The organism is Paenibacillus sp. NMA1017 (assembly GCF_058895805.1).
Window position 1 is genome coordinate 109,012 of the sequence record NZ_JBZXYR010000001.1, and the last position, 13,639, is coordinate 122,650.

General features: G+C 46.7%; 12 protein-coding genes. 2 read left to right on the top strand and 10 right to left on the bottom strand.

Annotated features, from left to right (window positions below; genetic code table 11):
• Positions 1-14: 14 nt before the first annotated feature.
• Together AC5ELV_RS00505 and AC5ELV_RS00510 are read right to left on the bottom strand one after the other, a co-directional pair.
• Complete coding sequence (locus AC5ELV_RS00505) at positions 15-1,355, bottom strand: LLM class flavin-dependent oxidoreductase (RefSeq protein WP_013310067.1); 1,341 nt, start codon at positions 1,353-1,355, stop codon at positions 15-17.
• A 73-nt stretch (positions 1,356-1,428) separates the two neighbouring features.
• Positions 1,429-1,698 (bottom strand): glutaredoxin family protein, encoded by a 270-nt coding sequence (locus AC5ELV_RS00510; RefSeq protein WP_493428736.1) that lies wholly within the window; start codon positions 1,696-1,698, stop codon positions 1,429-1,431.
• A 272-nt stretch (positions 1,699-1,970) separates the two neighbouring features.
• Between AC5ELV_RS00510 and AC5ELV_RS00515 the strand changes: the two genes are divergently transcribed.
• A complete protein-coding gene (locus tag AC5ELV_RS00515) occupies positions 1,971-2,840 on the top strand; it encodes a DUF421 domain-containing protein (protein ID WP_493428737.1) in 870 nt (289 codons plus the stop codon).
• An 87-nt stretch (positions 2,841-2,927) separates the two neighbouring features.
• Here the strand turns inward: AC5ELV_RS00515 and AC5ELV_RS00520 are convergent, their stop codons facing one another.
• The 5 genes from AC5ELV_RS00520 to AC5ELV_RS00540 form a co-directional block, all read right to left on the bottom strand.
• Entirely contained in the window at positions 2,928-4,052 is a 1,125-nt protein-coding gene (locus AC5ELV_RS00520) for a sensor histidine kinase (protein WP_493428738.1), read from the bottom strand.
• Entirely contained in the window at positions 4,049-4,723 is a 675-nt protein-coding gene (locus AC5ELV_RS00525; protein ID WP_493428739.1) for a response regulator transcription factor, read from the bottom strand. Before AC5ELV_RS00525 ends, AC5ELV_RS00520 begins: the two co-directional genes overlap by 4 nt.
• A 57-nt stretch (positions 4,724-4,780) precedes the next feature.
• The gene (locus tag AC5ELV_RS00530) at positions 4,781-5,596 is read right to left on the bottom strand and encodes an ABC transporter permease (protein WP_493428740.1); all 816 of its coding nucleotides are present in this window, start codon (positions 5,594-5,596) and stop codon (positions 4,781-4,783) included.
• Positions 5,593-6,612: an ATP-binding cassette domain-containing protein gene (locus AC5ELV_RS00535; protein WP_493428741.1), complete on the bottom strand. Its 1,020-nt coding sequence runs from the start codon at positions 6,610-6,612 to the stop codon at positions 5,593-5,595. Before AC5ELV_RS00535 ends, AC5ELV_RS00530 begins: the two co-directional genes overlap by 4 nt.
• Before the next feature lie 78 nt (positions 6,613-6,690).
• Positions 6,691-7,020, bottom strand: a complete 330-nt coding sequence (locus AC5ELV_RS00540; protein WP_493428742.1) for an antibiotic biosynthesis monooxygenase family protein — start codon at positions 7,018-7,020, stop codon at positions 6,691-6,693.
• Between the two features lie 107 nt (positions 7,021-7,127).
• Here AC5ELV_RS00540 and AC5ELV_RS00545 point away from each other — a divergent pair, with 107 nt between their 5' ends.
• Positions 7,128-8,012, top strand: coding sequence for a LysR family transcriptional regulator (locus AC5ELV_RS00545; RefSeq protein ID WP_493428743.1), 885 nt, complete (start codon positions 7,128-7,130; stop codon positions 8,010-8,012).
• 5 nt (positions 8,013-8,017) lie between these two features.
• Here AC5ELV_RS00545 and AC5ELV_RS00550 read toward each other — a convergent pair whose 3' ends face one another.
• From AC5ELV_RS00550 to AC5ELV_RS00560, 3 genes are all read right to left on the bottom strand, one after another.
• Positions 8,018-9,205, bottom strand: coding sequence for a GTP-binding protein (locus tag AC5ELV_RS00550; protein ID WP_493428744.1), 1,188 nt, complete (start codon positions 9,203-9,205; stop codon positions 8,018-8,020).
• Between the two features lie 340 nt (positions 9,206-9,545).
• Positions 9,546-10,520, bottom strand: coding sequence for an aldo/keto reductase (locus tag AC5ELV_RS00555; RefSeq protein ID WP_493428745.1), 975 nt, complete (start codon positions 10,518-10,520; stop codon positions 9,546-9,548).
• A 406-nt stretch (positions 10,521-10,926) separates the two neighbouring features.
• Positions 10,927-13,602, bottom strand: a complete 2,676-nt coding sequence (locus AC5ELV_RS00560) for a YhgE/Pip domain-containing protein (RefSeq protein WP_493428746.1) — start codon at positions 13,600-13,602, stop codon at positions 10,927-10,929.
• Between the last annotated feature and the right edge of the window lie 37 nt (positions 13,603-13,639).

Consider the following 13,639-nt stretch of genomic DNA (forward strand, 5'->3'; position numbering starts at 1 on the left):
TTTTCCTCCTTCTGTTATGCGTCAACCTTCACTTTGGATCTGGCTGCTGTATAGCGGTTCTCAGGAATAGGCACGCCCAGGTTTTCACGCAGTGTGCTAAATTCATAATCCTGACGGTAAATACCGCGTTCCTGCAAAATAGGCACAACCAGATTTACGAAGTCATGCAGACCCGATGGCACATCAGAACCAATAATAAACCCGTCTGCTCCTTTTCTTTCAAACCACTCCTGCACTCGATCCGCTACCTGCTCAGCGGTTCCGATAAAAGAGGTTCTCGGTGTAGCTGAACGCAACGCAACCTCGCGTAAGGTCAAGTTTTGTTCTTTGGCTACTCGTTTGATTTTATCTGTACCGCTGCGGAACGCATTGCTGCCAATACCATCAAGCTCAGGGAATGGCTCATCCAGCGGATATTGTGAGAAATCATGATGATCGAAGAAACGTCCCAAATATTTTAACGCAGCCTCAATCGTCACCAGATTAGTGATCTCTTCATACTTACGTTCCGCTTCCTCCGTCGTGCTGCCAATAATCGGCGAAATGCCCGGCAAGATGACAATATCCTCTTCGGATCTACCATAGCGTACCGCACGTTCTTTCACATCACGATAAAACTGCTGCGCTTCCTCTAATGTTTCATGTCCTGTAAATACAGCATCCGCTTCCTTGGCGGCCAGGTTTTTGCCATCCTCTGAGGAACCTGCCTGGAAAATAACCGGCTGTCCCTGCTTGGATCGTCCAATGTTCAGCGGACCCTGCACAGAGAAAAACTCACCTTTATGGTTCAATGTATGCAGCTTTTCAGGATCAAAGAATACGCCGGCTTCCTTATCACGAACGAACGCATCCTCTTCCCACGAGTCCCACAGTCCTTTGGTAACCTGTAAATATTCCTCGGCGATCTTGTAGCGCTGCGGATGCGACGGGTGCTCGCCTTTACTAAAGTTAAGGGCAGAGCCTTCCAGCGGGGAAGTCACCACATTCCAGCCTGCACGACCTCCACTAATATGATCAATGGAAGAAAACTGGCGTGCTACCGTGAACGGTTCGCTATAGGAAGTCGACAGTGTGCCGACCAGTCCGATGTGCTTCGTCACCCCAGCCAAAGCGGACAAAATCGTAATCGGTTCAAAACGGTTCAGAAAGTGGGGAATGGATTTTTCGTTAATGAACAGGCCATCTGCGATAAATACGAGGTCAAACTTTCCTTCCTCTGCCTTTTGCGCCTGCGTTTTATAAAATTCAAAGTTAACACTCGCGTCCGCAGGTACTTCAGGGTGACGCCAAGTCGTCATGCTTCCCCCAACACCGTGAATAATCGCACCAAATTTAATTTGTCTATTCTTAGCCATAACTCTTCCACCTCTCTTGAACATAATTGTTATCCTTTTGTATAGGCAGCGGAGTAACTGATCCTTTTCCTATCTATACTACTTGATTGTAACTTTCCAGCACTTTACCCAACTCTTCCAGATCCGGGTTGAGCAGTGCTTCATATTTGTTGTCCCCGCCTACTTCGACAACAGGGACATAACGAATACCATATTTGGTCTCCAGCACGTCACGCAGCGCATCATTTCCGTCCACTTGGATATTTTCATACGGCTGATTTTGGGATTCCAGGTACGATTTGATCTCTCCACAAAAATGACAGCCGGCTTTACTCCACAATACAACTTTAGGTTTGGACGACATATACATACCTCCGCGAGCTCAATGTTTATAATTCCGATGAATTAAATAAGAATTATATTTATAATGTATCCTGCCGTTCCTTTTCCGTCAATCGCTTGTGTAATAGACATTAACAATTCAACGATAGAAAATTTTAATTTTATATCGTAATCAATCGGTTTGTTGGCAGCTCGGTTATTTAAATTTAGGAGAATTGGAGTTTAAATGTGCCTTGACGCGGATATCCTTGGAATAGTAGCGCCCTTGTGGCGAAATGAAATGAGGTTGAGCAAATGCAGGATTGGGCCGAGGTTGCTATACGCACATTAATGGCTGTCGCTATATTATTTTTAATCACCAAAATTCTTGGAAAACGTCAGGTATCCCAGCTTTCCTTGTTCGAATATATAACAGGAATCACGATAGGTAACCTGGCTGCTACCATTCCTATGGAGCGTGAATCCACTTGGTATCTAGGCCTCATAGCCTTGTCAGTATGGGTACTGACAACACTTGGCATTGAATATTTGCAAATTAAAAGCAAGAAAATAAGAGATATAACAGATGGAAGGACAACAATCCTGATCAAAGACGGCAAAATTTTAGAGGATAATCTGAGAAAAGAACGGCTCACCCTGGATGAACTCATGGAGCAGCTTCGAAGCAAGAATGTATTCAAAGTAGCTGACGTGGAATTTGCTCTTATGGAAACCAGTGGCGAAGTCAATGTGCTGTTAACCAAAGACAAGCAGCCTGTGACACTTAAGGATCTGAATATGCAGCAATTACCGGAAAAGGAACCAACAGCAGTCATTATGGATGGACAACTTATGGAGCAACAAATGGCATATATGGGGATCACTCAACAATGGCTGGATGCCAAGCTAAAGGAAAAGAGTCTAACGGTTAAAGATGTGTTTTTCGCGCAGGTGGACCCGCAAGGAGAACTGTACATTGACCAATATAGTGATAATGTACAGCTTAGCAAGGTGCAGGATTCGAATCAAGCCGTGCTGACTTTGCTGGAACAATGCACAACGGAATTGCAAAAACTCGCATCTGGTTCCAGTGAGCAACAAAGAAAACAGCTCTATGAGCAATGCTCACAAAGCTTGAAAGAAGCTATACAGGAGATGCAGCCGGTAAATACATCTAAGTCCTGAGCACATACGCATATGCTATAAGAGTATAAGTATGGGAACTAAAAAGGAGCGTCCTTCAGCCGTTTATGGCTTTGAAGGCGCTCCTTTTTAACTTACTGTGCCGGTGTACATTTCACAGTTGCTGCTGCCTTTCATTACTTTCTGGCGCAGCGGGAGCATAACTGTAAATACCGTCCCTTCTCCCACCTTGCTGGATACAGAGATAGAACCGGTATGCATCTCTGTTATTTTATAGGCAATGGAAAGTCCCAATCCGCTGCCACCTGCGGATCGAGCCCGTGACTGATCGGCTTTATAAAATCGTTCAAAAATACGCTGCTGATCCTGTTCGTTGATGCCCTGCCCCGTATCCGCAATGCAGATAACCGCCTGATCACCGTTAACTGAAAGAGAAACAGATATGCTTCCACCCTGTGGAGTAAATTTAATGGCATTGTGAAGGAGATTTACCCAAACCTGACCCATCAGATCCTCGTCCGCGTTGATCTCAACTATATCCACTTCAACAGTCATCTCGATTTTTTTAGCCTCCCATTGCGGTTCGCAGGCGAGAATAAGCGAAATCAGCTGCTTGTCCAGCCGATAAAGGGACGGACGAAACGGATGCCGCTCCGAATCCAGAATTGCCAGCTTCATGAGATTATCGCTTAGCTTGGATAGACGAATACACTCCGTCTCGATGATCGTCAAATACCGATCTCGCTGCTCACGATCCAGATTCTCGTCCTTGAGCGCCTTGGCGAATCCAATTATCGAGGTCAGCGGTGAGCCGATTTCATGGGATACGTTCGAAATAAACTCCTCCCTCAGCTTTTCCATAGCCTTCAGATTTGCAGCCATATCATTGATACTGTCCACCAACTGTACATAAGGATGCGGCCTCCGATGTTTTCCGTTCCTCCCGCCGAGATCCCAATCCAGATTAATGTGAAAGTCTCCTTGCGAAATACGTTTTAAAGCATCGATCATTTCGGTAAAAGCGTGCTGCTCTCTAGGCTGGAAGAAACGCCTTACCGTCATACTGATGATACCGAAGAAGAAAAAGCCTAGCGTCGTATTCATAAGAAAGACGAACAAACCATGGGGAGCCCATGACATGTGCGAATAGATCGCCTCCATAATAAAGAACGCAGCAGTCCAGCTGAGATACAGCACCAACAACACCAGCATGAGTCTCGCAAGGATATGGAGGAATCCCGGTTCCCGCTTCATTGCCTTACCTCCAACCGATAACCCAATCCCCGGATCGTACTGATTCGGAAGGAGTGGCTTGCCTCCGGAAAACGTTCGCGAAGGCGTTTGATATGGACATCAACCGTTCTTTCATCTCCCTCATAATCATAACCCCAGATCTGTTCGATCAACTGGTCGCGGGTAAAGGTTTTGCCAGGATAGCTGGCCATCTTGAAGAGCAGCTCAAATTCCTTGAGCGGCAGGGTAATCTCCTTCTCTCCAGCCCGACACTCAAATGTATCGCTGCGCAGGACAAGATCTCCGACAGTTACTGATTTTGAAGCCATGATACGATAACGTTTTAATAAAGCTTTTACACGTGCGACAAGCACCATGGGGTCGAATGGCTTGACAAGATAGTCGTCCGTTCCGAGCGCGAAACCTTTCACGATCTGTGACGTCTCGCCTTTAGCTGTAAGCATAAGCAGCGGCAGGTCGGTTTGCTCTCGCAGCTTACGACACAGCTCCCAACCATCCATTCCCGGCATCATGATATCAAGAACAAGCAAATCGACCTTGATTTGATCAAAAATGCGCATCGCGTCCAAACCATCCACGGCCTCGACTACCTCCAGACCTTCCATTCTCAAAAAGTGTCCGACCAGTTCACGAATATGCGGATCATCATCAACAACCAATATACGTGTCATTTCAATCCCACCTAACTCTGCCTTAAATCTCTCGTCCTCGTCAAGAAGACCGCCATTTTATGCTTTACGCATATAAGCACGCACCGTAAGCGGCGCGAAGACCGCTACAATGACTGCAGCGCCAAGCAGGGAGATCGCCAGTTCTCCGCCAATCGTTCCCGTATTCGCAAGCTCCCTGACTGCGTTCACAAGATGCGAAATCGGGTTGGCGTTCACAAACCACTGCAGCCAACCAGGCATTGTGCCCACAGGCACAAATGCGTTGGAAACAAAAGTGAGCGGAAACAGAACAATCATAGAGATTCCCTGTACACTTGAAGCAGTGCGGGCAATCACGCCAAAGAAGGCGAAAATCCAGCTGACTGCCCAGGAACACACGATGACCAAAAGCGCGGCGATAGCGACACTCAGCAGTCCTCCCTCTGGCCGATACCCCAAAATATACCCCATGGCGAAGGTAAATACAGTCGCAATAGTATACCGGATACTGTCAGCCAGCAGAGCTCCAGCCAAAGGCGCAATACGTGCGATCGGGAGTGACTTGAACCTGTCGAACACTCCTTTGTCCATATCCTCACGTAGTTGGACGCCGGTAACGACGGAGGTCGAGATCACAGTCTGCACGAGGATGCCTGGAATAATAACCGGCAAATAATGCTGCACGTCTCCTGAGATGGCGCCGCCAAAGATATAGGTAAACATAAGGGTGAATATGATCGGCTGAAGCGTGACATCAAATAATTGCTCGGGAGTATGCCGAATCTTAAGAATGCCCCGGTAGGCCATCGTCATGGAATTGGAGAATGCCTGCCTGAAACTCACAGACTTCTTCAATGTGCGATCAGAACCTGTCATAACCGTAGTACTCTTCATGCTCTCGCCCCCTCCACAGCATGCGCTCCTTGGGACGTCTGCTGCTCGTTTACTTGTGCCCCATGACCAGTGATGGACAAAAACACCTCGTCAAGCGTCGGCTTTTGCACACTCATCTCTGCTAGGCGAACCTCTCCAGTACGGAGGGCAATCAGCAGGTCCGTTACCCGATCTGCATTGGCCATCGGAGAAATAATCTTTCCAGCTTCCACTGACACGCTGGACTTGACTGAAAGCACCTGTTCAACGATCTGAACAGCCCTCTCAATGTCCTGTTGATTTTGCACTTTAAGTTGCAGAGTCGACGCCCCCACAGCCGCTTTCAGTTCATCCACCGTACCCTCAGCGACTACCCGGCCATGATCGATCACCGCGATTCGGTCAGCAAGTTGATCCGCCTCGTCGAGGTACTGGGTAGTGAGGAGTACGGTGGAACCGGTCTTGACCAGACGTCGGATCGTGTCCCACATCTGGACACGCGTGCGCGGGTCTAGTCCGGTAGTCGGCTCATCCAGGAAGATCAGCGGCGGCCTAGCAATGAGACTGGCGGCCAAGTCCAGCCGGCGGCGCATGCCTCCCGAAAAATTTTTTAACGGTCGTTTGGCCGCTTCGGCCAAGCCAAATTCCTCCAGCAGCTCCGCTGCCTTATGACGCGCCTCGGCACGTCCCAGTCCAAGCAGTCTGGAGAAGATGATCAGGTTCTCGGTAGCGCTAAGCGACTCATCGACCGATGCATACTGGCCTGTCACCCCGATCAATTGACGCACAACCTGCGGTTCCTTTACTGCATCGTGCCCGAAGATACGGGCCGATCCCCTATCAGGCCGCAATAATGTTGACAGCATTCGGATGGTAGTCGTCTTACCCGCTCCATTAGGACCGAGCACTCCGTAGATCGTGCCAGCATGTACATTCAGGTCGACACCGTCAACCGCATGCTTATCACCAAAAACTTTAACGAGTCCCCTTGCCTCAATGGCCAAGGTCTCTTTTCTGTCTGTATAATCCACATTCATATCCTCCCTATACGGTTTCTATAGAGAGGATAACCCACGTTTATGAACTGAATATGAATAGAACGATATTGAACCTATTTACACTGTAAAAAAATAATCTCGTTCTACCTTGCTCACTCTTAAACCAAATGTTTTATACCACTCGGATTTCCCTTTTTCCTGCGCTACCTTGTGCAGCTCGTTATGTTTCCAATTTTTTATAGCGTCTAGAGACTCCCAATAGGAAACTGTAATGCCTACTCCATTGTGGTCACGAACACTTTCCACACCTAGAAAACCAGGCTGCTCGGCAGCCAGTTCCACCATTTTGTCTCCCATCACTCCATATCCACCATCTCCTTCATTACGTTCAGAAGTAAAGATAGCCGCATAATAGGGCGGACGAGGAGTTTTAGCAATTGAGTTCATATGTTCCTCCTAAAACAAAAATAAATAACCTTTCTTAAATTTGATTATAATCATAAATATTAAATAAAAAAAATGAATATATCTGATATGATGCATGAATATATTTCATGGAGGTAGGAGGGAACACGAATTTGTTTAAATATAAGATTTTTCTTTGCGTAATTGAAATGGGAAGTTTCACAAAGGCCGGGGAAGTTTTAAATCTTACACAATCAGCAATCAGCCATGCGATCTCTGGATTGGAACATGAATTAGGGTTGACTCTTCTGATCCGAGGTCGTTCAGGCATCCGATTAACCAATAACGGGGAAAGATTGATGAAGCGATTTAGAGAGATCGTACAAATGGACGAAAAGCTCTACCAAGAGGTAGCTTTAATTAAAGGATTGGAACTCGGAACCGTAAAGATCGGCACATTTTCAAGCGTCTCCATTCATTGGCTGCCCCGTATTCTAAAAAAATTCAATGAGCAGTTTCCTCTTATTGAAATAAAACTGCTCGATGGGAACTACCATGAAATTGAGAGCTGGATAGTCAGTGGGGAAGCTGATTTTGGCTTTGTGAACCTACCCACGGTAGACGCATTAGAGACAATGCCATTAAAAGAAGAAAGCATGCTTTGTCTACTTCCTTCCGATCATATTCTTGGGAAGCAAGCCTCAATTCGAATAGAACAGCTCAGAGATGAGCCTTTCATTATGCCTGTTGCAGGCTGTGACACGGATGTAAGAAATATTTTTTCACAGCATAACATGTCACCCAAAATTAAATATGAATTAGAAGATGACCATGCGATTATGGCTATGGTGCAGAATGGCCTAGGCGTGAGTATTCTTCCTGAAATGATCCTGTCTCACATTCCTTACGACATCTCTATTCGTCCTTTGGATGAAAAGCATTCCCGTACTATCGGTATCGCTACCGCTTCCTTAAAAAATGTTTCTCCAGCAGCTAAAAAATGTATGGACTTTATTACTGAATGGATCAACTAGCTTCATCATGTCGGCCAAGGAAGCGGATTCTCAAAACTGGACCAGTCCATATCCATTTCGTTATCGTTCAGTAGACACTCATCTAACTCTTCTTCCAAGTCCGGTCGATTCATTGCGATACCTATCATGACGATTTCGTTCATGCGGTCGCCCCATTGTTCATCCCAATGGTCCAGAGCCTCAGGGTCGGCTGCAACGATCTCCTGCCGTTCTTCTTCAGATAACGCAGCAAGCCAGCTTCCCGCAGGGCCAAATTGAATAGATGGTCCTGCCTGGCTAATACTCGCTGCCCAATCCTGCGGGGTGGCAATCCAGGCCAAACCTTTGGCGCGAACGACCTCCTGCGGCCAGTAATTCATAAATTCAGCCAATCTCGCAGGATGAAAAGGTCTTCTACGACGATATACAAAGGAATTGATCCCATATTCGTCCGTTTCCGGTGTATGGCTCTCAAGCTCCAGCTCACGAATCCATCCAGCGGATTGACTAGCTTTGTCAAAATTGAACAGCCCTGTATTCAAAATGTCCGAAGGAGCGACCTTTCCCTTGGAAGTGCGAATGATTCGGGCTTCAGGCTGTAATCTCCGCAGCACACCCTCCAGCTTGTCCAGCTCCGCAGGCTGAACCAGATCGCACTTATTCAGAATTAATACATCACAGGTCTCAATCTGGTCAATCAGCAAGTCCGAGATATCACGCGTGTCATCTTCACCAGTAGCCTGCCTGCGATCCAGTAGCGTTTCTCCTGATTCAAAATCATGCCAGAAACGGTTCGCATCAACTACGGTCACCATGCAATCCAGTTTTGCCAGCGAAGCCAAATCAATGCCAGTTCCTTCATCAGCGTACGTAAAGGTTTGAGCGATTGGCACGGGCTCACTGATGCCTGTAGATTCGATTAAAATATAATCAAACTCGCCTTGTTCCGTCAGCTTCTTGACCTCCAGTAATAAATCCTCACGCAATGTGCAGCAAATACAACCATTAGATAACTGGACCAGTTTTTCTTCTGTTCTGGACAAGCCGCCCTCTCTTTTAACCAGCTCGGCATCTATATTCACTTCACTCATGTCATTGACGATGACTGCCACTTTCATTCCGTCCCGATTGTTTAATATATGATTCAAAATCGTTGTTTTTCCTGCTCCCAAATATCCGCTCAGCACTGTTACCGGTATTGCTTTCTTATTCATCGCTGGTACGCTCCCTTGAATATTGGCTTTTCATTTGCGTTTTATTAAATCGTAATAATTACTATTAACATCAACTTTTAGTAATATACAGCATCCCTTTTGCCTTGTCAACTGTAAAGAAACTCTTGAAATGTATGTAACACATCATAAGAAAACCACTCAGCCAATAATATCTAAAAAGATAGATCCCATTTAGTGCATATTTATTCTTGTCATGGTCGTTCAAGTGTGGATAGACACCCGAAAAAAAGCAGCAGATCAAAGAGAGGCTCCTGATCTGCTGCTTTTTGCCGATTGTTTCTCACAAAGAATGATGCTTTATGACGAGTACGAAGTATTATTACCAAGCGTAGGCTTCTGGCGCAGGTTTTCCCGGACCCGGGAAAATCTCATTCAGCTTGGCAAGCACATCTTCGCTCAACTTGACCTCAGGTACCCGTAGAGCATCCTCTAACTGTTCTAAGGTTCGTGGTCCGATAATTGGAGCCGTTACAGCCGGATGGGACAGTACCCAAGCCAGTGCAATCACGTCTTCCTTTTCACCCAGCTCGCGGGACAATGCTGCAAATTGCTCCAGCTTCGCACGATTCTGCTCCACCTTTTCCTTGGCGCGCGCGCTGCGGGAACCTGTACCAGCTAACGCATTCCGTCCCAGCAGTCCGCCCGCCAGCGGGCTCCATGGAATCACACCCAGCCCCAGCTCTTGAGCTGCCGGTAATACTTCAAGCTCTGCGGAACGTTCGTTCAAGTTGTACAAATGCTGCTCAGATACAAGCCCCAGAAAACGCCGTGCCTTCGCTTCGGCCTGCGCCACCGCAATATGCCAGCCCGCAAAATTACTGGAACCGATATAACCCACTTGTCCCCGATCCACCACGGACTCGAATACGCCCCACAGTTCATCCCATGACACGTTTCGGTCAATGTGATGCATTTGGTATAGCTCTACATGGTCGGTCTGCAGACGTTTCAGAGACGCATCCAAATGGCGGCGAATTTTGTAAGCAGACAAGCCTGATCCTGCATTGGGTCCGTCATATTCATTTTTCATATCTCCGTATACCTTCGTTGCCAACACGACCTTCTCGCGTCTTCCGCCGCCCTGCTGGAACCAACGTCCGATAATTTCCTCTGTCCAACCTTTACGATCATGGCCATATACATTAGCCGTATCAAAAAAGTTAATGCCCGCATCCAGCGCGGCATCCATAATTTTAAACGCATCCTTTTCTTCGGTTTCTGGTCCGAAATTCATCGTCCCCAGACATAACCGACTAACCTTTAAGCCTGACTTTCCTAAGTATGAATACTCCATACTACCTCCCGCCTTTGCCTAAGGATTTTAAAATTCCGCAAAATGACATGCCAAAAAGACCATACTCCGTTTATTCACCAGAATAAACCACTTTGAAACACCCCCAAATGCAATTTAAAGGTTGAAGAGCGCATGCAAAAAAGCCCCACGCACCGCCGAAGCAGCAAGCGCGAGGCCATCTCCCCTCATACTACCCGCCAAATATTAAAAGAAATGACTTTACGGTGGTTACCAGCGGAGCGGAGAATTTGAATCTGGAGAAGCGGAGCGTTCGCCTTTGCCACGGGATTTTTACCTTGTCATGTCCTAATCCAATCCAAAGAATCCCGTGGCAACAGCGATCGTAAGATCAAATCCTTCGCGGAGCGGCTCACTTCAGCCACCGTAACTCACTCTCTTTTTACAATCAAGGAATCAATTTCGTTTCTTTCGCTCGCTCAGCCATTTTTTTCGTATGCTTGCTGAGCGGCTTCTTCAACACCAATCCAAACAGGAAGCAAACACCGATAAATACAAACAGCATCACCACATCCCGTGTCACCGTTGAAGGCAACATCCCTCCTACTGTCTCTCGTAAAAGACTAACCGCATAGGTGAATGGTACAAATGGATTCAGCGCCTGAAAGAACGGTGTACTTGTCGCAATCGGGAATGTCCCTCCTGAACTGGAGAATTGAAGCACCAGCAGGATGACCGCCAGTCCCTTGCCGATATTGCCGAACACAGAAACTAGTGTATAGGTCATCGCTGTAAACACCAGACTGATCAGCATAGAGGACAGCACAAAGGCTACTTTGGCATCCACATACGCCCCGAGCAGGAACAAGTCACCGAGAGATACGCTCAGCGCCTGAAAAATACCAATTGTGGAGAATGTCATCAGCCGTCCGAAATACACTTGGTAGCTTTTAAATTGTCCTTCCGGGTCATCCACATCTACCCTGAACATTGATACCAGTAGCATCGCACCTACCCAAATCGACAATGTAGTGTAAAAAGGTGACATCGCAGAACCATAGTTAGGGATTGGGTATATCCGTTCCTGCTTCAACGATACTGGACTGCCGAGAAACTCACTTTCCTTTTTCACATCCCCCTTGAGCAATGCAATAGCGCGTCCGAGTGCATTTTCGCCCTTAAGCTTGCGAATGGTATCTGCAGCCTGACGTATGGAATCTTCGGCAGCTGGAAGATCGGTCCTTACAAAATTGGCTACTTGGTGTACCGCTTTTTCCGCTTCAGGAAATTTATTTTCAATTAAGTCAGCCATTTTGACAAACTGTTGTTCCGCTTTGGGCAAATCATTACGCACAAAATCTGCCGCCTGATGAATTTTACTTTTAACCGTCGGCAAATCGTTATTTACGAAGTCTGCTGCTTTGTTCACAGCATTCGTAAACTCTCCCATACGTCCCTGAATCGTTGTCGCCGCTTCATGCAGTTTCTGACGGTATTGTGGCAGATCCTGCTGGAGACGTGTTAGCTCTTGCTGACCGAATTCTGCTGCAGCCTGTGCGTCATTTAATAGCTTTTCAATATTCGGTAGCTGCTCTTGAGCTGTAGTCAGCACATTGGCAGAATTGCGGGCAACGGATTTGATCTGATCTAGCGCCTTTTGAATGGCGGGTGCATACTCCGTATCATAATTGCCCAAAATGCTGTCAATTCCGCTACTGATTTCTCCAGCAAGGCGATCAGTGTCATCCAGCAGATTTTGCGCAGGCTTTTCACCGCGCTGGATGGCATCCCCAATGCTAGTTACTGTGCTATTCAGACGACGGAAACGATCCTCCACCCCGCTCACACGGGAAATAAGTGAATCCAGAGGTTGACTTGGCAAATATCCGTTCACACGGTTCAGCAATTGAGATATATGATCCAGCACCCCCACGGCAGTTGTCAGCCTACCGCTGACACGATTCACCGCAGCTTGTGCTGCTTTAGGATCAAAATCCACACCACGAATGATATCTGTAATCTGAGAAACTTCATTCGCGATTTGTTGTACCAGCTGTAAGTCTTCTTTAACTATGGTACCCATCGAATCAAGCGCGCCCTCGTTTTTGTCCAGAAATTCAAGTAAACCGGTTGTAAAGTCTTTGCCTGTGTCCGCTATCTTCTGTACTTCTGGCAGTGCTTTCTGAGCAGCATTAATGACTTTAAGAGCTGTTTGCGTGTCCTCTAGGGCGGTGGCCAGTGCGCTTTCTACCTTACTAAAATTTTGATCCAGTTCAACAATTCGATCACCGGCCTTTTGAATATCAGGTAGTCTTTTTTGGATATCCAGAATAACAGTGGCTACCTTGTCCAGCTCAGGCATGTTTTTGTCAATTTTGAGCACCAGGTCACCGGCACGGTTAATTTCAGGAATTTTCTCCTTCAATGCAATGATCTTTTGTCCCTGTGCCTTAATTTTCGGCAGATTTTGCTCCAGCTCCAATGCCTGTTTGCCCAACCTTTCGATATCCGGTAATCGATTATTCAGTTCCAACACCCGGTTCTCAATGTTACGAATCGTCGGAAGTTCCTCCTCCAGCTTTACTCCGGCTTCCTTCAACTTCGTCAATACCGCCTGGCTTGCAGTTTCAATAAAGTTTTGGCTAATCTGATTCGTTAGAGAGGTTGCCCCCGAAGATGTAATTTTCGGAGCTACTGCATTAATTTTTTCATTTACGGCGTAATCAATTTCTGGCTTTTGCGGATTTTCCGTCAGCACACTCGTAATTTTCTCTGAAAAATCTTTCGGGATCAGCAGGCTGGCATAATAATCACCCTCCAACACACCTTTTCGTGCATCCGCTTCATTGACAAAAGTCCAACCCAGCTTCTTGTTATTTTGAAGGTTATGCAAAACCTCATCGCCGATATTAATCTTTTTACCATTCACTTCTGCACCCTGATCTTGGCTGGTTACTGCAATTTTAATCCCAGATGTATTCGCATACGGATCCCACATCGCTTTCAAATTCACCCATGCATAGACGGAAGGCAAAAGAATGATGCCAATGACTAATAAAGTCCCGGTCGATACTTTGAATACATTTCTCCAGTCTGTTAAGTAGATTTGCCATATCTTCCGCAACTTCATCACTCCTTGTATGTACATTAACCTGTCGTCC

Excerpts from the sequence above, each read along its gene's own strand:
- AC5ELV_RS00505 (WP_013310067.1), bottom strand. The coding sequence starts at position 1,355 with ATGGCTAAGAATAGACAAATTAAATTTGGTGCGATTATTCACGGTGTT.
- AC5ELV_RS00510 (WP_493428736.1), bottom strand. The coding sequence starts at position 1,698 with ATGTCGTCCAAACCTAAAGTTGTATTGTGGAGTAAAGCCGGCTGTCAT.
- AC5ELV_RS00515 (WP_493428737.1), top strand. The coding sequence starts at position 1,971 with ATGCAGGATTGGGCCGAGGTTGCTATACGCACATTAATGGCTGTCGCT.
- AC5ELV_RS00520 (WP_493428738.1), bottom strand. The coding sequence starts at position 4,052 with ATGAAGCGGGAACCGGGATTCCTCCATATCCTTGCGAGACTCATGCTG.
- AC5ELV_RS00525 (WP_493428739.1), bottom strand. The coding sequence starts at position 4,723 with ATGACACGTATATTGGTTGTTGATGATGATCCGCATATTCGTGAACTG.
- AC5ELV_RS00530 (WP_493428740.1), bottom strand. The coding sequence starts at position 5,596 with ATGAAGAGTACTACGGTTATGACAGGTTCTGATCGCACATTGAAGAAG.
- AC5ELV_RS00535 (WP_493428741.1), bottom strand. The coding sequence starts at position 6,612 with ATGAATGTGGATTATACAGACAGAAAAGAGACCTTGGCCATTGAGGCA.
- AC5ELV_RS00540 (WP_493428742.1), bottom strand. The coding sequence starts at position 7,020 with ATGAACTCAATTGCTAAAACTCCTCGTCCGCCCTATTATGCGGCTATC.
- AC5ELV_RS00545 (WP_493428743.1), top strand. The coding sequence starts at position 7,128 with ATGGAGGTAGGAGGGAACACGAATTTGTTTAAATATAAGATTTTTCTT.
- AC5ELV_RS00550 (WP_493428744.1), bottom strand. The coding sequence starts at position 9,205 with ATGAATAAGAAAGCAATACCGGTAACAGTGCTGAGCGGATATTTGGGA.
- AC5ELV_RS00555 (WP_493428745.1), bottom strand. The coding sequence starts at position 10,520 with ATGGAGTATTCATACTTAGGAAAGTCAGGCTTAAAGGTTAGTCGGTTA.